Raw genomic sequence first — 19755 nt, 5'->3', positions numbered from 1 at the left:
TTGACTACACTAACGGTGTTTTTAAAGGTGTACCCGGTTTACGCGGATATTTTCGTGGTGTAGCTGCTCTTTTTTCGATAATAATCATATGTCTAGCTGCATCCTCTACAGGTAACTGAAAAGCCTGAATATGCTTAATCTTCCCCTTAAGCTCTTTCAAACTGTAGGAAGCTTCCTTGATTTCCTCCGTCGGGTCACTGCCCTTCATCGCAGCGAAGTAACCCCTTTCACGGACAAAAGGCAAACAAAATTCATTCAGCACCGCAAGACGAGCAACGGCTCTCGCTGTGACCAGATCGTAGCTGTCCCGATATCCCGTTTTACGACCCAATTCCTCTGCCCTGCTATGGACCAGCTCCACGTTTTCCAATCCCAGCTGTTCTACCACATGCGCCAAAAATTGTATGCGTTTGTTCAACGAATCCACAATGGTCAACCGAATCTGCGGAAAGCATATCTTCAAAGGAATACCAGGGAACCCCGCTCCCGATCCGATATCCGCCAAGCTTTCCACATCATTTAACGGAACATAAAAGGCCAGCGAAAGAGAATCGTAAAAATGCTTGGTGTATACCGCATCACGCTCTGTAATGCCCGTCAGGTTCATCTTTTCATTCCACTCAACCAGCACACGGTAATACGTTTCGAACTGCTCTAGCTGACTGTCATTAATCACAATGCTATGCTCTGCCAGTCGTTGCTTAAATTGCTGTTGTATCGCGTCCATTATAATCCCCTCGCTGCCGTTACGCGGTTATAATGCTCCAGATAAACGAGCAAAATGGAGATGTCCGCAGGAGTCACGCCCGAAATACGAGATGCCTGACCAATCGACATCGGACGAATTTTCGTAAGCTTCTGCTTCGCTTCAATCGCCAAACCCTGAACCTCATCGTATACGATATCCTCTGGAAGCTTCTTCTTCTCCATCTTTTGCAGACGTTCTACATGCATCAGTTGTTTCTCAATGTAGCCCGCATACTTAATCTGGATTTCCACCTGCTCCTGTTCTTCCTCAGTCAGAGCTACAGGTGAAGGTGAAATTTGTGCCACTTGCGCATAACTGATCTCTGGTCGACGCAGCACGGTTAACAAATTACTGCCATCCTGTATCGGTGCAGATCCACCTTGCTCCAGCATCTCATTTACATCAACCGGACGCACTTTTGCCAAGCGCAAACGCCCAATCTCTTGCTCTACCTTTTGCTTCTTATCCAAAAAGCGCTCATATCGTTCATTCGTAATCAGTCCGATATCATGCCCGATTGGAGTCAACCGCAAATCTGCATTATCATGACGCAGCAACAGACGGTATTCCGCACGGGACGTTAGCAAGCGGTAAGGCTCATTCGTCCCCTTGGTCACCAGATCGTCGATCAGAACCCCGATATAGCCTTGGGAGCGATCCAGCACGACAGGTTCTTTGCCCTGCACCTTACGAGCCGCGTTAATGCCTGCCATAATCCCTTGGCCCGCAGCTTCTTCATAACCGGAAGTCCCGTTAATTTGACCCGCCGTGAACAGGCCGGGTACTTTTTTTGTTTCCAACGTAGGCCATAATTGTGTAGGCACCATGGCATCATACTCAATCGCATAGCCGTTACGCATCATTTCTACCTTTTCCATCCCCGGAATCGATCGCAGCACAGCTAATTGCACATCCTCAGGCAAGCTGGTCGACAAGCCTTGAACATAGTATTCAGATGTGTTTTTACCCTCAGGCTCCAAAAAGATTTGGTGCTTCGGCTTATCACTAAAACGTACCACCTTATCTTCAATAGATGGGCAATAGCGCGGTCCTGTTCCTTCAATCAGACCAGAAAACATCGGCGCACGATGCAAATTATCATTAATAATCTGGTGGGTTTCCACTGAAGTATATGTCAGCCAGCAAGGAAGCTGCTCATTATCCGAAGATTTCGTTTCATACGAGAAAAACTTCGGTTGATCGTCTCCCGGCTGAATTTCGGTCTTGCTAAAATCAATCGTGTCCTTATGCACGCGCGGCGGTGTACCCGTTTTGAAGCGGACCAGATCAAAGCCCAGCTCGCGCAAATGCTCAGACAGTCTCAACGAAGGCTGTTGATTGTTCGGGCCACTCTCATACATCAGCTCACCCATAATGATTTTGCCACGCAAATAAGTGCCTGTAGTCAATACAACTGCTTTGCTTCGGTACTCTGTGCCCGTCTTCGTGATGACGCCCACGCAATGACCGTCTTCAATAATCAGCTCTTCCACCATTCCCTGGCGCAAGGTCAGATTCGGCTCCTTTTCCATCGTTTCCTTCATCGCATGCTGATAAGAGAACTTGTCAGCCTGCGCGCGCAATGCATGAACCGCAGGTCCTTTACCTGTATTCAGCATCCGCATTTGGATAAACGTCTTGTCGATGTTCCGGCCCATTTCGCCGCCCAGAGCATCAATTTCACGCACCACATGCCCCTTAGCAGGACCGCCAATAGACGGGTTGCAGGGCATGAACGCGACCATATCCAGGTTAATCGTAATCATCAACGTACGACAGCCCATCCGGGCTGCTGCCAAGGCGGATTCCACACCCGCATGGCCCGCGCCTACGACAATTACGTCATAGTCGCCTCCTTGATATCCCATACCTCACTTACCTCCTTATGCACTTCGGTCTTCGTACCGAATATACTCTTGTATATCTATAACGATAGCAGGGCTTATAACAGCCATACTCGAATGTCCTATTTACCCAAACAGAATTGTGAAAATATTTGATCAATTAACGCATCATGCGCCGTATCGCCCACAATCTCACCCAAATGCTCCCACGCCAGCCGTACATCAATCTGAATCATGTCAATCGGAACGAATTGATCAGCAGCTTCATAAGCATCCACTAACGATTGGCGAGCCTTCTTCAACAAAGCAATATGCCGTACATTGCTGACATATGTCATGTCGGCTGATTCCAGCTTACCACTAAAGAACAACTGTGATATGGCCTGCTCCAGCCGATCTGCTCCCTCATTTTCCTTTACAGACATCGGTACGATAAGCTCTTCGGGAACATAACGCAGCAGCAAATCCCGGTCTACTTGGGCCGATAAGTCCATTTTATTCATAATGACAATCGCTTGTCTACCACGGATTTGTTCCATTAATGCCATTTCATCCTCATGCAGCGGTTCGTTGGCGTTAATCACGATGAGCAGCAGATCCGCTTCACTGACCGCTGTTCTCGAACGCTCTACCCCGATCCGTTCCACTACATCCATCGTTTCCCGAATGCCAGCCGTATCCAACAGCTTCAGAGGAATGCTGTTAATCGTCACATATTCCTCAATAACGTCACGGGTCGTGCCCGGAATATCGGTCACAATCGCCCGTTCGCCCTGAGCCAGTGTATTCAGCAGCGAGGATTTCCCCACATTCGGTCTTCCGACAATCGCGGTGGTCAGGCCCTCACGTAAAATTTTCCCCTGCTCCGCTGTATGCAGCAGCCGATCAATTTCCGCCATGACCTGACTGCTCTTATCCTTGATCAACTCAGACGTAAAAGATTCCACATCATGCTCAGGATAATCAATGTTCACTTCAATATGAGCCAGTGTCTCCACCAGAACATGCCGCAAACGGCGGATATTCTGTGACAGTTGTCCATCTACTTGCTTCAAAGCTACCGAAAAAGCTTTATCCGACTTCGAGCGAATCAGGTCAATAACACCCTCCGCCTGGCTCAGATCAATACGACCGTTCAGAAAAGCACGCTTCGTGAATTCGCCCGGCTCCGCCAAACGTATATTTTGCAGCAGTAATAAATCCATCACCCGTTTGACGGCTACAACTCCGCCATGGGTACTGATTTCTACGACATCTTCTGTTGTAAAAGAGCGCGGCGCCCGCATAACCGTAACTAGAACTTCCTCCACCTTTTCATGACTTTGAGGATCTATAATATGTCCATAGTGTACCGTGTGAGATGGAGCCTTGCTTAGAGGCGTTTTGCTCCGGAACAAAGCTTCCACTTCCGTGACGGCTTCCGGGCCGCTGACTCGTACAACCGCAATGCCCCCTTCGCCAACAGCTGTTGCAATGGCAGCTATGGTATCGCTCAACATATGATTTCTACCTCCTATCAAGTAGAAACGGCATTGCCGTCCTGTAATCAAGGACGGCAACCGTTTCAGCAAGAAATATAAAAAGCAATGGCTTCTGCACCTTGCAGAGAGCCATTGCGTCGGATTATTTTTTTGCAATGACGACGCGCCGATTCGGCTCGTCTCCTTTGCTGTATGTTCTAACCAGCGCATGCTGTTGAAGCTTGGCGTGAATCAACTTTCGCTCCTGTGACGGCATTGGCTCCAGCACTACTTCCTTACCGTAACGAATAGCCTGGTTTGCCAGCCGATCTGCCAAATCCTCCAATGTTTTTTGCCGACGTGCGCGAAATTGCTCCGCATCCAGCACAATCCGGATGAATTTGTCAGAATGACGGTTGGCAACGATATTCGTCAGGTACTGCAACGCATCCAGCGTCTGTCCCCTGCGGCCGATCAGCATGCCGAGCGACGGACCGGATATATCCAGTATGCTTTCATCCTTGCGGTGACGGACATCCACTTCCACATCCAATCCCATTCCCGCTGCTGTTTCGTGAATAAAACGTACAGCTTCTTCATAGGGATCTGCGTGGCCCATGGAGGCTTCCTCGCTCGTGCGCACTTCCTTCGTAGCAGGTTCAGCTTCCGGAACAACAGCCTGTCCCACAGTAGACGCTTGAGCCGATACATGATGTTCAGCCGCGTGCGTGGTTTTGAAAGACGGATCAGACAGCAGCGTAAGCTCTACCTTCGCCTTCTTGGCCCCGAGCCACCCCAGGAATCCTTTTGACGGCTGCTCCAACACGTTTACGGTTACCCGTTTACGGCTTACTCCCAACTGGGAGAGTCCTTGTTTTACAGCATCTTCAACGGTTTTTCCTGAAGTCACGACTTTGGTCATCTCGACTTTTTAGCCCCCTTCGAGTTTCTGCCACCTTTTCTCTTGTTATTGCTATTGGAGGAACCTGTTTTTGTAAGACTGGCTGTTTTCACATTGGCCAGTGTAGCTTCCTTATCATTATTCCGATAAAGGAAATAGTTTTGAACAATGGTATAAATATTACTAAAGAACCAGTATAACGGCAAAGCGGATGGGAAGTTATACGACATGAACAGAATCAGCACCGGATAGACGTACAGCAAAAATTGCATCGGTCCCTGCTGCGGAGTCGGATTCATTTTCATCATCATCCAGGTTTGGATGAATGTTGTGATTGCTGCCAGAATTGGCAGTATAAAGAAGTGGTCCGGTTTACCTAACTGGAGCCACAAGAAATCATGATCCCGCAATGCCGAGTTATAGTAAATGGCATTATAGAGCGCGATGAAAATCGGCATCTGAACGACCAAAGGAAGACAGCCCGCCATCGGGTTGACCTTGTTTTCCTGGAACAGCCTCATCGTCTCTTGCTGGACTTTCTCAGGCGTATCCTTGTATTTTGCTTGAATTTCTTTTAATTGCGGCTGAATGGCCTGCATAGCTTTAGAACTGCGTACTTGCTTGAGTGTAAGCGGCAAAATAATGGTTCGCACGATAATCACCAGAATCAATACGGCCAGGCCATACTCTCCTGAGAACCATTGGGCAAATGTATCCAGCGCATACGAAAACCAGTAAACGACATATCTTTGCCACCAAGATCCATTGGCCAAGTCTGCCGTCGTGTAAGAATTGTGGGCCGCCTGGGCACATCCCGACAGCACAGCAACAAGTGCCAATAAGGCAATCAGGAGGAACCACTTCCCCCGTTGAGTCTTCAAACGCGACACTTCATAACCCCTTTCTTAACCAATCCATTCCAACGTAAATCATACCATATCCTGTAGGACAAAGATACTGACTATCGACGTGAGGACTTGAGCAGCGAGGCTTTGCGCAGAACGTGCAGCACGCTTTTCTCCAGCTCCTGATACGACATTGTAACCGCTCCCTTGCGGACGATAAAAATCAGGTCAATTTGCTCCACCAATTCATGCTCATGATGGCGCACAATTTCCTTGACGATTCTGCGCATCCGGTTACGGACAACTGCGTTGCCGATCTTCTTGCTGGCCGAAATCCCGACTCGGAACTGCTCTACCTCTCTGCGGCGGAACCAGTACACCACAAACTGATGGTTGGCAAAAGATTTGCCATGGCGGTATACGCGCCCAAAGTCCGCCCGGTTTCGTAGACGCAATTTTTTTTGCACGGCGCTTCTCCTTGCTCATCTCTTTTACACATGCCGGCAAGCTATTCCTTACCTCTTATATAGTAAGAAGTATGGACAACATTCCGCCATGGTAATCTCGCTTATTTTACATTCATTTTCAAAAGCTTCATCTAATATAGAGCAGGATACGGGGCCTCCGCCTCTTTTTCCACTGCATTTCTACAGACGCAGGGAAAGCGACCCGGTCCATGAATACCTCCATTATGAAAAAAAGACCACCGTAGTGGTCTTTATGCACGCATTACGCACTCAATACTTTTCTGCCTTTTTGGCGACGAGCTGCCAAAACTTTACGGCCATTCTTTGTGCTCATTCTTTTACGGAAGCCGTGAACTTTTTTACGTTTGCTGACATTCGGTCTGAAAGTCGGTCTCATTGTACTGCACCTCCTTACAAGGAATACGTTTTATATGGAATATACCTAACATAGCAATCTCCACAAAAAACACCTTTGTACATTTAACCATAAATAGCGACCAAAGTCAATGTACAGCTTAATCCCCTCCCCCAAAATCGCGCAATCCTCTCCCTCTTTTTTTATCGTGAATTTCTTCGACCTTCCTTCTTCAATATCAACTTGTCCATATTTTGCATTCCTTCAACCACTCCTATTCCTTACTGTCTGCTCTTCCATCCTACTCATTTACACCGCCTCTATTTTGTGATCGCCCTATTTACAAGCATCATAATCCAGTTCATTAAAAATATTGTCGGAAACGTTACCGGAAATTTTCAACAGAAAAAGCAGCCTCTGTGACCAAAAGGTAACGGCTGTTATGCACAGATTCACAAAAAGAGCTGATTTATGATCTAAATGGTCATAACCTGTGCATAACATTTTGAGACGAAAAAGAGTTATTGTCGAAAAATGAACAAATTATAAACAATATCTTGTGTTGTGAATAAAAATTGTACACAACAGATTGAATTTGTGGATAAATAAACACGAGACATTGAAATACAAGGCTTCTTTTGCTATGATGATATTACTTTTGAATGTGAATATGTTGTTTCACCCTCCATATTATCAACACCCTGTGGATAAAGTTGTGAACAAGTTCGTTTTATCCATCTTTTTGTTTTTGTGCGGATTCGGGATTCTGGGGATATATTCTACATTTTTCATTTGATTTCGACATACTGCAGTCCCGTTTTGGCCTGCGGGATCAAGAGAACGGATCGTGCCGCACATTCCCTCCTGAGAAATATCGCCTCTCTTCTGCCAATCAGCAGCGGATTTTTCCATTAGCTATTTTCAGGACCATTTTGTGCTGCGTTCTCTCACCAACTGCCGCATGATTTAGGCGGCGGTATGTCTTTTTATGGCCTTCAACAACATTTTTGGGATTTTAGGCGTTTTGCCGAAGCGCCGGGAGCAGCTTTCTGCTGCTTAAACGGCAAAATGTCAGGATTTAAAAGGAGTGACGTCTGTGGACAGCCATACCTCTGAACTATGGCAGCAAATTCTATCCATCATACAAACCAAGCTGAGTAAACCGAGTTACGACACTTGGTTTAAGGCTACCAAAGCAGCGAAACTGAATGACCACTCCATTGTGATTTCCGCACCGACAACTTTTGCCGTGGAATGGCTTGAAAGCCGCTATACCAAGCTAGTCGGGGCAACGGTTTATGAAATTTTAGGCAAACAGCTGGAGGTCAAGTTTGTCATTGAAGAGAACAAGCCAGCTGAGTTCGACCTTCAGCAACAACCTCAGCAGCAACCGGTCGTACATGAAGAAGCCGTATCCCATATGCTAAATCCCAAATATACATTCGATACGTTCGTCATCGGATCTGGGAACCGTTTTGCCCATGCAGCATCGCTGGCCGTCGCCGAGGCGCCGGCCAAAGCTTACAACCCACTGTTTCTGTATGGCGGCGTAGGTCTGGGCAAAACGCATCTGATGCACGCCATCGGGCATTATATTTTGGAACACAACCCAGCCAGCAAGGTTGTGTATTTGTCGTCGGAGAAGTTTACCAACGAATTTATTAATGCTATTCGGGACAACCGCGGGGAAAGTTTCCGGAACAAATATCGTAATATTGATATTTTGCTCATTGATGATATTCAGTTTATTGCAGGCAAGGAGTCGACGCAGGAGGAGTTTTTTCACACGTTCAATGCGCTTCATGAGGAACGCAAACAAATTATTATCTCAAGTGATCGTCCGCCTAAAGAGATCCCAACGCTGGAGGAACGGCTGCGTTCCCGCTTTGAATGGGGATTGATTACGGATATTCAGCCGCCGGATCTGGAAACGCGGATTGCAATTCTCCGGAAAAAGGCGAGAGCGGAAAACCTGGATATTCCCAATGAAGCCATGATGTATATCGCCAACCAGATTGATACGAACATCCGTGAGCTGGAAGGGGCGCTGATTCGCGTTGTTGCCTATTCCTCGCTGACCAATCAGGATGTGACAAGTCATCTCGCAGCCGAGGCGTTAAAGGACATTATTCCTTCCAGTCGTCCCAAAATGATTACCATTCAGGATATACAGCATCAAGTCGGGGAATTTTACAATCTGCGCATGGAGGATTTCAAAGCACGCAAGCGGACGAAGGCTGTGGCTTTTCCACGACAGATCGCTATGTACCTGTCCCGCGAGCTAACCGACTATTCTTTACCGAAAATCGGAGAAGCCTTCGGTGGACGCGACCATACAACCGTCATTCATGCGCACGAAAAAATCTCTAAATCCATTCAAGTGGATCAGGAGCTGTTCAAAGTTATCAACAGCCTAATAGAAAAAATCAAAAATCCAACCTGAACAAGTTCAGAGCCTATACACAACTTATACACATGTGGATAGGCTTGATTTTATTAGGCTTACACCGACTTATCCACATATTCAGTGCCCCTATTACTATTACTAATAGATTTTAAAGATATACATCACCTAAATAAGGCCCGCGTCAACGCGTGCTTGAAGGATTAAAACCCGTAGGAGGAACTTATGAAGATCAGCATTTTGAAAAACGTATTGAACGAGGCTATACAACATGTATCCAAGGCCATATCGAGTCGGACCACGATTCCGATTTTGAGCGGTATTAAGCTGGATGTGAATCATCAGGGAGTAACGCTGACTGCCAGCGATACCGACATATCCATTCAATCCTTCATTCCGATGGAGGATGGTGACCAAACCGTCGTTCAGGTCGAACAACCGGGAAGTGTTGTACTGCCAGCCAAGTTCTTTGTCGAAATTATCAAGAAGCTGCCGTCTCAGGAGATCCGCATGGAGGTAAAAGACCATTTCCAAACCTTCATCTCATCCGGTGCAACCGAAATTCAGATTGTGGGTCTGGACCCTGAGGAATTCCCGGTGCTTCCAAGCATTGAAGAAAATCAGGTCATCTCTGTACCAGGAGATTTGCTCAAAAACATGATCAAACAGACCGTTTTCTCTATTTCCACCCACGAAACGACACCTATTTTGACAGGGGTATTGTGGAATTTGGCTGAGGGAGAATTGAAATTTGTAGCAACGGACCGCCACCGCCTCGCCACCCGCAGCGCCCGTTTGGAAACGTCCGAAGGCTTACGCTTCAGCAATGTCGTCATTGCAGGTAAAACGTTGAACGAGCTGAGCAAAATTATTCCGGATCAAAATATGCTTGTAGATATCGTCGTAGCAGACAACCAGGTATTATTCAAAATTGACCGGGTTCTGTTTTATTCCCGCATTTTGGACGGAACCTATCCGGATACTTCTAGAATTATTCCAACCTCCTACAAAACAGAACTGATTGTGGATACAAAAAGTTTGAGCGAATCCATCGATCGTGCTTATTTGCTGTCCCGTGAGGAAAAAACGAATATTGTAAAAATGCAATCGCTGGAAAACGGTGGCTTGGAGATTTCCTCCAGCTCCTCTGAGCTAGGTAAAGTGCGTGAGGAAGTCACAGTCTCCAAATTTGAGGGAGAGTCACTCAAAATCTCGTTCAACTCGAAATATATGCTTGATGTGCTGAAGGTGATTGACAGCGAGCAACTGACGATTGCTTTTACTGGCATTATGAGCCCGATCATTTTAAAACCAGCGGACTCCAGCAATGCGCTGTACATCATCCTGCCATATCGCACCACCAACTAAAGTCTAGCGTCACCTAACCGAGAACAAGCGAAAGGATGAACAAGCCTTGAAACGGATATCTATACAGACCGAATACATCAAGCTCGATCAGTTTTTAAAATTAGCCGATTGTGTTTCTACAGGGGGAATGGCCAAAGCTCTGTTGCAGGAGGGGCAAGTTCGTGTCAACGGTGAGCCGGAAGAACGACGCGGAAGAAAACTGTACCCGGGCGATACCGTAGAAGTAGAGGACAACGGAAGTTTCGAGATCACGGCAGGAGTATGATCGCCTGGTCGGCAAGGACTCCTTTTAGGTGCGGAGTAACAAGGGGGACCCTATGTGTTTGTGAACAATATTGTTTTGCAGCAATACCGGAACTATGAACAGCTGGAGCTGAATGAATTTGGGCCCGTTAATTTGCTGATCGGACAAAATGCGCAGGGCAAAACGAACTTGGTAGAGGCGATTTTTGTCCTGGCTTTGACCAAAAGCCACCGGACGTCTCGCGACAAGGAGTTAATCTCTTTCGGGGCTACCTCCACTCATCTGGCTGCGGATGTGGATAAAAAATACGGGAAAATCAGGCTGGATCTGTCGTTATCCACACAAGGGAAAAAAGCGAAGATCAACGGACTGGAGCAGCGAAAGCTGAGCGATTTTATTGGTTCGCTGAATGTCGTTATGTTTGCACCTGAGGATTTGGAAATCGTCAAGGGAACACCGGGGGTACGCCGTCGGTTTCTTGACATGGAAATTGGACAGGTTGCTCCGGGATATCTGTACCATTTGCAGCAATACCAGAAAGTGTTAGTCCAGCGTAACAACCTGCTCAAGCAAGCTTGGGGCAAAGATATGGCTTCCGTACAGCTCATGCTGGAGGTATGGAATGAGCAACTTGTTGAGCATGGTGTTAAAATTGTTAAAAAGCGGAAACAATTTATAACAAAGCTACAAAAGTGGGCTCAGGCCGTTCATGAAGGGATCGCGGGAGGGACTGAAGAGTTAAAATTAACCTATGTCCCCTCCTTCAGCGAGCCGGAGGAAGAAGATGAAGCTGTCTTATTGGAGCGATTTATGATAAAGTTATCCCAAATGAGGGAACAGGAAATCCGCCGTGGTATGACTTTGGCGGGGCCCCATCGTGATGATTTGGCCTTTGCCATTAACGGCAGGGAAGTGCATACGTATGGCTCTCAGGGGCAGCAGCGGACGACTGCCCTGTCCTTGAAGCTGGCTGAAATTGAATTAATCCATGAGGAAATTGGCGAATATCCTGTCCTGCTGCTGGATGATGTTCTATCCGAACTGGATCCCTACCGTCAGACCCAACTGATCGAGACCTTCCAGAGCAAGGTACAGACCTTTATTACGGCAACCGGTATTGAGACCTTGAATGCAGAACGGCTCAAGGATGCCAGTATTTATCACGTCCACGACGGGCATGTGGAACACTAAGGAGTGAGTGACCGCTATGTATATTCATCTGGGTGGAGAAAAAATCATCCGCTCGTCAGAGCTTGTGGCTATTTTCGATATCTCGATTGAAAAATCCTCTAAAATCTCCAAGCAGTACGTGAACCACGCCCAACAGCAAAAGCATGTCGAGATGATTGGTGAAGAGGAAGCCAAGTCCATCGTCGTGACTCAAAATACGGTGTATTATTCCTCCATCTCCTCAACAACTCTCAAAAAACGGGCAAACCAGTTTGTTGCGAATGCTTAACCATAGAATCTATAGAAGTAGGTGAAAGGTATGTCTATGAATCAACCGTCTTATGATGCGGGTGAGATTCAGGTCCTGGAGGGCCTGGAGGCGGTTCGGAAACGTCCCGGGATGTACATCGGCTCCACCAGTGCCAAAGGGCTCCATCATCTGGTCTGGGAAGTTGTGGATAATAGCATTGACGAGGCGCTGGCAGGCTATTGTAACAGCATTCAAGTTGTCGTTCACGAAGATAACAGCGTCACCGTTACAGATAACGGACGCGGTATTCCGGTAAGCGAACACGCCAAAATGAAAAAATCTGCGCTGGAAGTCGTTATGACTGTGCTTCACGCAGGTGGTAAATTCGGAGGCGGAGGGTACAAGGTATCGGGCGGTCTGCACGGTGTTGGTGTATCCGTAGTGAATGCCCTCTCCAGCAAAATGATCGTTCACGTCAAACGGGATGGACATATGTACGAGCAGGAATACCACCGCGGTGTTCCGCAGTATGATGTCAGAGTCATTGGCGACACGGACGAAACCGGTACCCAAACGACGTTCTACCCGGACGATCAAATTTTTACAGAAACGACCGTATATGACTATGATACGCTCCAAACGCGGATTCGTGAGTTGGCCTTCCTGAACAAAGGAATTGCAATTAGCTTGACCGATGAACGGACTGGCGCCAATGATACGTTCCACTACGAGGGCGGAATTAGTGAATACGTGCAATTTTTGAATCAGAAGAGAGAAGCGCTACATGAGCAGCCAATTTATGTCGAGGGCTCGCGTGATATGATTCAAGTCGAAGTCGCGCTGCAATATAACGACAGCTATACTGAAAATATTTATTCTTTCGCCAACAACATCAACACCCATGAAGGCGGTACACATGAATCTGGCTTCAAGAGCGCATTGACACGGATTATTAACGATTATGCGCGTAAAAATGGCTTTATCAAGGACAACACCGCCAACTTGACGGGTGACGATGTGCGTGAAGGACTAACAGCGATTATCTCGGTCAAAATCCCAGAACCACAGTTTGAAGGTCAGACCAAAACGAAGCTGGGTAACAGTGAGGTGCGCGGGATTGTCGAATCCCTGTTCGCAGAGAAACTTCAGGAATTTCTGGAGGAAAATCCGTCTGTCTCCCGTCGCGTTGTTGATAAATCATTACAAGCAGCCCGTGCTCGTGAGGCTGCACGTAAAGCGCGTGAGTTGACTCGCCGTAAAAGTGCGCTAGAAATCAGCTCCCTCCCAGGTAAGCTGGCAGACTGTTCTTCCAAGGATGCGTCGATTAGCGAACTGTACATCGTCGAAGGCGATTCAGCGGGCGGATCGGCCAAGCAAGGCCGTGATCGTCACTTTCAGGCTATTTTGCCGATTCGCGGTAAAATCCTGAACGTCGAGAAGGCACGTTTGGATCGTATTTTGTCCAGTGATGAAATTCGGTCAATGGTAACGGCTATGGGAACGGGGATTGGCGACGATTTCAATATTGCTAAAGCTCGTTATCACAAGGTCATTATCATGACCGATGCGGACGTCGACGGAGCCCATATTCGGACGCTGTTGTTGACATTTTTCTATCGGTACTTGCGTAAAATTATTGACGCCGGCTATATCTATATTGCCCAGCCGCCGCTGTTTAAGGTAGAGCGCAATAAGGTCGTGCGTTATGCAAACTCTGAAGCGGAACGTGATGCTATCATCAGCGAATTCGGAGAAAATGCGAAGTATAACGTACAGCGTTATAAAGGTTTGGGTGAAATGAACGCGACCCAGTTGTGGGAAACGACAATGGACCCTGAGAGCCGTACAATGCTTCAAGTTACCATCAGTGATGCAATGCTGGCTGATACGCTGTTCGATACCCTAATGGGCGATAATGTTGAACCGCGTCGCGACTTTATTCAGGAGCACGCCAAGTACGTGAAAAATCTTGATATTTAAATTTGCATTATTCCATCATGGGCAGCTGTATTAACTACTTGCATTGATGGATTTTGAAAGAATTTACCAAGGGGCGCTCAGATTGAGCGTCCCTTTTCTTGTCATTAACCCGTCGGGGGGAATTTGAGTATTTAATATCAAAGCTTTACGCTTTTTTCTTAGTGCGTGCAGGTTTACCCGTGGATGCTGTGTAACGGCCGTATCCTACAGCATATCTGAATATTTTATGATATAAGCTTTTGTTTGGAAGGGAAGAGAACACTTTAATTGCTGGTCTCGTATTCACCTCCAAAATCCACGGATAGATTTGCTGATCCAGACCTATGTCCAATCCAATTTCCCTCAAACGGGGATATCTTTTTTGCAGCTGCCAAGCCACTCGCTCGCCCATTTTTGATAATTTTTGCTCCAGTATTACCGCTTCTTTCACATCCAGATATGGAGCTACGAGTTCATTGAAAAAGCGCACTGTACCCCCGCTGTGGTGATTGGTGACGACTTTGTCAGGAGCAGCTACGCGTCCTATGATAAGCGTCGTCTCCCATTGCTTTCTCAAGTTCATCTGTGTTAGTACCCGTAGATCAAAGGGACACGCATCATGATGAAGAAGGGGAATTCCTCGTTGAATTAGATAAGGGCGCTTCCGTATACGGTGAGAAACTGTTTTATGCAGGTCTTCCAGATTTTCGAAGGTGTGGGTCTCTAACTCATAACGAAGGATATACCACGTTCTCTCCCCGATGGTTCCCTCTTCAGTCGGCGGAAGCGGTTCAGTGAGTCTCTCTGCACGCATAACCCCCTTCCCATAAGTACCCTTATCCGGCTTAATATAGACGGTTCCATACACTACCAACATTTCATTCAAGTGCTCAATTGCATACAAACGTGTTTCCGGTACATAAGCGGACAACATCGGATTGGGGAGAATGATATTTGTTTTGGTCCACTTACTGGATACTCGTTGAATAGACAAGTATTCTCATCCCTTTCTTTTGAAAATGTAAGTCACGTTCCATGGAATTCAAAACGCTTGAACAAAACAAGGGAAACTAAAGGACAAGTGCGTAAAACAATGATATAATAGAGAAATACGGCATTTTTTCGGAATTGTGCTCAGTTGACCCTGACTGTATATGTATTGTATGTGGAAAAGGCCTTCAGGGTGGGGGCTAATCCCCAGTACGGGGGAATTTGTCGTGATCAGGGCCTGTGAGCCGTACGATGCGTTAGCCATCTGCTGCTCACAGAAGTGCGCAATCTCTGAGGGTTTTACGCTGTGAAGCGGACAGATGCGTTTAATTGTGCTCTTTTTGTGAAAGTAATATAATTATACAGATAAGGATTTCAGCCAAAATCCTGCGCACAGAGCGAAGTATATAGGCAATGTTTTGGTAGGCTTTTCACATAGAGAGCAATGTATTGAAGGACGAGAAGGAGGACCAGCATGGCGGATCAAAATAACTCGCAAATCATCAACAGGGATATCGGAGTGGAAATGCGCGAATCCTTTATGGATTACGCCATGAGTATTATTGTCAGCCGTGCCCTGCCTGATGTGCGGGACGGACTGAAGCCGGTGCACCGTCGTATTTTGTACGCGATGTCCGAGCTGGGCATGTCGCCAGACAAGCCATATAAAAAATCTGCAAGAATCGTCGGTGAAGTTATCGGTAAATATCACCCTCATGGTGATACAGCCGTATACGATACAATGGTTCGGATGGCGCAGGATTTTTCCTTGCGTTATATGCTGGTGGATGGACACGGTAACTTTGGTTCCGTTGATGGAGATATGGCGGCTGCCATGCGTTACACGGAAGCACGACTGTCAAAGATTGCGATGGAAATGTTGCGTGACCTGAACAAAGAGACCGTTGATTTTATGCCGAACTACGATGGTGAGGAGAGCGAGCCAGTCGTTTTGCCTGCACGTTATCCTAACTTGCTGGTGAATGGTGTCGGCGGCATTGCGGTCGGAATGGCTACTAATATTCCTCCGCATAACCTGGGAGAGGTTATTGACGGTGTACAAGCACTGATTGAGAACCCTGACATTACACCAATGGAATTGATGGATTATATTCAAGGGCCCGATTTCCCGACAGCAGGTTATATTTTGGGACGCTCGGGCATTCGTCAGGCGTACCAGACCGGCCGCGGATCTGTGACCATGCGTGCGAAGACCACCATTGAAGAGATTGGCAATAAAGCACGTATTATTGTGCACGAGCTGCCTTACCAAGTGAATAAGGCCCGTCTGGTCGAAAAAATCGCTGAATTAGTACGTGACAAACGTATTGAGGGCATTACCGATCTGCGGGATGAATCGGACCGTACGGGCATGCGTGTCGTTATCGAGTTGCGCAGAGATGTGAACCCGAACGTCGTTCTGAACAATTTGTTCAAGCATACGGCAATGCAGTCCACTTTCGGTATTAATATGCTCGCGATTGTAAATAACGAGCCGAAGATTCTGAACCTGAAAGATGTTCTGTATCATTATCTCAAGCATCAGGTTGAAGTTATCCGTCGTCGGACAGAATTTGATCTGAAGAAGGCTGAGGCTAGAGCACATATTTTGGAAGGATTGCGCATTGCCCTCGACCATCTGGATGAGGTTATTGCACTGATTCGTTCCTCCCAAACCGCAGAAGCGGCGCGTGAAGGATTAATTGAGCGCTTCTCGTTGTCTCTGGAACAGGCTCAGGCGATTCTTGATATGCGTCTGCAACGTCTGACTGGCCTGGAACGTGAGAAGATTGAGAACGAGTATAATGAGTTGTTGCAAAAAATTGCGGAATACCGTGAAATTTTGGCCAACGAGCATCTGGTGCTTAGCATTATCAGTGATGAGCTTAATGAGCTCAGAGGACGTTTTGCAGATGAGCGCCGTACTGAAATCACAGTGGGTGAAGAGAGCATTCTGGATGAGGACCTTATTCCACGTGAGGATGTTATCATTACTGTAACCCATACTGGATATATTAAACGTCTTCCCGTGACTACTTATCGTAGTCAGAAACGCGGCGGTCGTGGTGTATTGGGAATGGATACCAAGGATGAGGATTTCGTAGAGCATCTATTCATTACGAATTCACATCATCATTTGTTGTTCTTCACCGACAAGGGTAAGGTATATCGGATTAAGGCCTATGAGATTCCTGATCTGAGCCGGACGGCCCGGGGGACACCGATCATTAACCTGATTCAGATTGAGCAGGGTGAATCGATCAATGCGGTCATTCCAATTGAGGAATTTGTAGAGGACAGCTATCTGTTCTTTGCTACTCAGCAAGGGATTATCAAGAAGACACCGCTTGATAACTACGCTAATATCCGCAAGGGTGGTCTGATCGCCATCAATCTGCGTGAAGATGATGCGCTGATTGAAGTGAAGCTGACCGATGGACAGCAGGAAATGATCATTGGTACAGCGCAAGGCATGTCTATCCGCTTCCCTGAGGGCGATGTACGTTCCATGGGTCGTAGTGCTACTGGGGTTAAAGGTATTACTCTCGATAAGAGTGACGCTGTAATAGGTATGGATATTGTTGATACCAGCCTGGATATCCTGATCGTAACGGCCAAAGGCTATGGCAAACGTACCCCTGTATTGGATTACCGCATCCAAAGCCGTGGAGGTAAGGGGATCAAGACGATTAACGTCACAGATAAAAATGGTCCAGTTGTCGGCCTTAAGGTTGTAAAAACTGAAGAGGATCTGATGATCATTACAGCCAGCGGAACCTTGATTCGGACCAGCATGGAGGAAATCTCCACGATGGGTCGGAATACACAAGGGGTAAGGCTGATCAACATCCGCGAAGATGATTCGGTTGCTACTGTTTGTCGTGCGAACAAGAATGAGGAGCAGGATGAATTGTTCGATGAACTGCTTGAGGAGCAGGATGCTAACCAAGAAGTCAGTGAGGGTGCATCTCATTCACCAGCTGATTTAGCTCTTGGCACGGATGTGGAGGATACAGAAGGTAACGATTCGGAGCCTTCTAAGGACGAATAATAATCCACCAATATAAACAGTGGTATTGGTTTTTAAATGACGGGGAGGACTCTTTGGCCATTGGGTCAGGGAGTCCTTTTTTTATATTGCCGACACATGAATACACCAAGTATGCTTCAAATCATATAAAGTAAATGTACAGGAGCAGGTTCAAGTAATATAATGACATAATAAAAACTGGCAGCTAGAGCTGCTGTTATGAGAACAGAGAGGTTGACCATGACAACAGTACCCGTATCCGAATTAAAAGCAGGACTTAGATTGCAAAGCGACGTATTTACTGAAATGGGCAGCTTACTGCTTCCGAAGGGCCGTATTCTGCTACCGCGTGATTTGGAGGTCTTACAAGCGTTCCTGATCCAGCAAGTAGAAGTAGAGCGTGATGGATCGGTAAAAGCTGGTGGAGATCATGCTACTGCTCGGGCTGGAGGGCCTGAAGTGCAATCCCCTTCGTTAGAGGAGCGGGATGAGTCCGTTTTATTCCAGGAAGAGTACGACAAAATGGTGATGCTCGTGAAAAATGCATTCCAATCGGTACTCGTATCTAATCTGTCCATATATGAGTTGCGAGGACAGCTGGAGGCTTTACTGGTGTACATTCATCGCTATAATGTAATGACGTGTACTCCGCGTGCCATGATTGAAGTTGATTATATTTTTCACAATGCTGTACTAACCTCTCTGACTTCGTATTCTATTGCCCAATGGATTGGTTTACCCCAAAAGGACTGGATGCAGGTTGCTTTTGCCGGATTGCTCCATGATATTGGTAATGCTAAAATGGACCCGGCCATTCTGTACAAACCCTCTAAATTAACGTGGGAGGAGCAGGAAGAAATTCGTCAGCACACCTCATTAGGCTACCAGCTACTAAAAAATGTGAAGGCCATTAATGAAGGAGTGCGTCTGGTAGCTCTTCAGCATCATGAGAAAGTCGATGGCACCGGATATCCATTGCGACTCAAAGGGGAGCAAATTCATATTTACGCTAAAATCGTTGGAGTGGCTGATGTATTCCACGCCATGACATTGGAGAAGACCTACCGACCAGCACAGTCCCCATATCTGGTACTGGAGCAAATCAAATTGGAATCATTTGGTAAGCTGGACCCGGGTGTTGTACAGGTTTTCATCCAAAAACTCACTCAATTCAATAACGGAACCAAGGTGCGTCTCAATGATAACCGTACAGGGGAAATTATATTTGCCGATCGAGACCATCCGACTCGTCCATTGGTGCAGGTAAATGGGGAAATCATTAACTTAATGCTTCAAAGAGAGCTTTATATCGAGTGTATTGTTACTTAAGTAAGTTTTTTTAAAAAAATAGTTGCACAATATAATAAAAGTATGATATATTACTTCTTGTCGCTTCAAGTGTTATCAAATAGAGCGAAAAACACTTTTTAAAAAAGTGTTGACACAACTAAGAGATACATGATATAATATAAAAGTTGCTGAGGGGATGGAAGAAACCCTGAAGCAAAAAAAAAGAAATGTTTGATCTTTGAAAACTGAACAACGAGTGAGTGAATGATTTTGTTCGCAAAATCAACCACAAAGATTTCGGTGCACACCGTAAGGTTGTATGAAATCGGAGTGTAAAAGAGATATTTTATCTCGTCAGTTTCAAAATGAGCGAATCGCTCTTTCTATAAACCAGCTTCGGTTGGTCTTTAATGGAGAGTTTGATCCTGG

General features: G+C 46.5%; 16 protein-coding genes. 8 read left to right on the top strand and 8 right to left on the bottom strand.

The genetic code is table 11. The annotated features are described in order from the left end of the window. Nucleotides 1–4: 4 nt before the first annotated feature. The 7 genes from rsmG to rpmH form a co-directional block, all read right to left on the bottom strand. Nucleotides 5–727: a 16S rRNA (guanine(527)-N(7))-methyltransferase RsmG gene (gene rsmG / locus ACWGOO_RS14645; protein ID WP_452484540.1), complete on the bottom strand. Its 723-nt coding sequence runs from the start codon at nt 725–727 to the stop codon at nt 5–7. Beyond that, a complete protein-coding gene (gene mnmG / locus ACWGOO_RS14640) occupies nt 727–2616 on the bottom strand; it encodes a tRNA uridine-5-carboxymethylaminomethyl(34) synthesis enzyme MnmG (RefSeq protein WP_452484538.1) in 1890 nt (629 codons plus the stop codon). Before mnmG ends, rsmG begins: the two co-directional genes overlap by 1 nt. 98 nt (nt 2617–2714) lie before the next feature. After that, on the bottom strand, nt 2715–4091 hold the full coding sequence (gene mnmE, locus ACWGOO_RS14635; RefSeq protein ID WP_452484536.1) for a tRNA uridine-5-carboxymethylaminomethyl(34) synthesis GTPase MnmE: 1377 nt from the start codon (nt 4089–4091) through the stop codon (nt 2715–2717). 124 nt (nt 4092–4215) lie between these two features. Beyond that, the gene (gene jag, locus ACWGOO_RS14630; RefSeq protein WP_452484534.1) at nt 4216–4974 is read right to left on the bottom strand and encodes an RNA-binding cell elongation regulator Jag/EloR; all 759 of its coding nucleotides are present in this window, start codon (nt 4972–4974) and stop codon (nt 4216–4218) included. Continuing rightward, nucleotides 4971–5843: a YidC/Oxa1 family membrane protein insertase gene (locus ACWGOO_RS14625; protein ID WP_452484532.1), complete on the bottom strand. Its 873-nt coding sequence runs from the start codon at nt 5841–5843 to the stop codon at nt 4971–4973. The genes jag and ACWGOO_RS14625 overlap by 4 nt, the downstream gene beginning before the upstream one ends. A gap of 71 nt (nt 5844–5914) precedes the next feature. Beyond that, complete coding sequence (gene rnpA, locus ACWGOO_RS14620; protein ID WP_013312817.1) at nt 5915–6265, bottom strand: ribonuclease P protein component; 351 nt, start codon at nt 6263–6265, stop codon at nt 5915–5917. Between the two features lie 262 nt (nt 6266–6527). Next, nucleotides 6528–6662 (bottom strand): 50S ribosomal protein L34, encoded by a 135-nt coding sequence (rpmH, locus tag ACWGOO_RS14615; RefSeq protein ID WP_007433250.1) that lies wholly within the window; start codon nt 6660–6662, stop codon nt 6528–6530. A gap of 1054 nt (nt 6663–7716) precedes the next feature. On the opposite strand from rpmH, the gene dnaA reads away from it, so the two are divergent. The 6 genes from dnaA to gyrB all read left to right on the top strand — a co-directional run bounded on the left by dnaA (nt 7717) and on the right by gyrB (nt 14036). Then, nucleotides 7717–9063: a chromosomal replication initiator protein DnaA gene (gene dnaA / locus ACWGOO_RS14610; RefSeq protein WP_452484529.1), complete on the top strand. Its 1347-nt coding sequence runs from the start codon at nt 7717–7719 to the stop codon at nt 9061–9063. Nucleotides 9064–9249: 186 nt separating this feature from the next. Beyond that, on the top strand, nt 9250–10392 hold the full coding sequence (dnaN, locus tag ACWGOO_RS14605; protein WP_452484527.1) for a DNA polymerase III subunit beta: 1143 nt from the start codon (nt 9250–9252) through the stop codon (nt 10390–10392). A 46-nt stretch (nt 10393–10438) separates the two neighbouring features. After that, nucleotides 10439–10657 carry a S4 domain-containing protein YaaA gene (gene yaaA / locus ACWGOO_RS14600; protein ID WP_452484525.1) on the top strand — a complete coding sequence of 73 codons (219 nt, stop codon included), beginning with the start codon at nt 10439–10441 and terminating at the stop codon, nt 10655–10657. A 54-nt stretch (nt 10658–10711) separates the two neighbouring features. After that, nucleotides 10712–11827 (top strand): DNA replication/repair protein RecF, encoded by a 1116-nt coding sequence (recF, locus tag ACWGOO_RS14595; protein ID WP_452484523.1) that lies wholly within the window; start codon nt 10712–10714, stop codon nt 11825–11827. Between the two features lie 16 nt (nt 11828–11843). Beyond that, nucleotides 11844–12095 carry an extracellular matrix regulator RemB gene (remB, locus tag ACWGOO_RS14590; protein ID WP_452484521.1) on the top strand — a complete coding sequence of 84 codons (252 nt, stop codon included), beginning with the start codon at nt 11844–11846 and terminating at the stop codon, nt 12093–12095. Between the two features lie 30 nt (nt 12096–12125). After that, on the top strand, nt 12126–14036 hold the full coding sequence (gene gyrB, locus ACWGOO_RS14585; protein ID WP_452484519.1) for a DNA topoisomerase (ATP-hydrolyzing) subunit B: 1911 nt from the start codon (nt 12126–12128) through the stop codon (nt 14034–14036). A 145-nt stretch (nt 14037–14181) separates the two neighbouring features. On the opposite strand, the gene ACWGOO_RS14580 is transcribed toward gyrB, so the two are convergent. Next, nucleotides 14182–15009 carry a YheC/YheD family protein gene (locus ACWGOO_RS14580; protein WP_452484517.1) on the bottom strand — a complete coding sequence of 276 codons (828 nt, stop codon included), beginning with the start codon at nt 15007–15009 and terminating at the stop codon, nt 14182–14184. Between the two features lie 471 nt (nt 15010–15480). Here ACWGOO_RS14580 and gyrA point away from each other — a divergent pair, with 471 nt between their 5' ends. Then, nucleotides 15481–18057: a DNA gyrase subunit A gene (gene gyrA, locus ACWGOO_RS14575; RefSeq protein WP_452484515.1), complete on the top strand. Its 2577-nt coding sequence runs from the start codon at nt 15481–15483 to the stop codon at nt 18055–18057. 219 nt (nt 18058–18276) lie between these two features. After that, entirely contained in the window at nt 18277–19365 is a 1089-nt protein-coding gene (locus ACWGOO_RS14570; RefSeq protein ID WP_452484906.1) for an HD-GYP domain-containing protein, read from the top strand. Nucleotides 19366–19755 lie beyond the last annotated feature (390 nt).

It is taken from the genome of Paenibacillus sp. NPDC055715, from assembly GCF_053617595.1.
Note: the sequence above shows the minus strand (reverse complement) of the source record. Positions and strands in the feature narration are given on the sequence as shown.